This is a genomic window from Bacillus sp. SIMBA_008 (genome assembly GCF_046535495.1).
Lineage (GTDB): Bacteria > Bacillota > Bacilli > Bacillales > Bacillaceae > Bacillus > Bacillus subtilis.
Genome location: NZ_JAWRWL010001131.1, coordinates 1 through 242 on the forward strand (window position 1 = coordinate 1; position 242 = coordinate 242).

The 242-nt window shown below is 33.9% G+C and carries 1 protein-coding gene; it reads right to left on the reverse strand.

Annotated elements, in window-relative coordinates; translation table 11 throughout:
• The coding region (locus tag SB658_RS26960) for a hypothetical protein (protein WP_410603574.1) at positions 1-159 on the reverse strand (159 nt) is incomplete at its 3' end.
• Positions 160-242 lie beyond the last annotated feature (83 nt).

The following is a 242-nucleotide window of genomic DNA, read 5'->3' on the forward strand; positions in this document are numbered from 1 at the left end:
GTCTCTAAAATCCCAAAAGATTAAGTCACTTGGGGCTGGGTGAGGTACATTCTCTTTTAAGATATCAATATACTTACTACCTAACTCATCTGACAGTTTAGGATCACATATTTGCTCTACAAGTTTAATAAGCTCTTCTTTAGTCATTTTACTATTCATGTTATATTCCCCCTATAATTATTTATAGCCCTTTTTTCCCAAAATGATAAGATGGATCTAATGTGATTCAAGTCGGAGGAAGG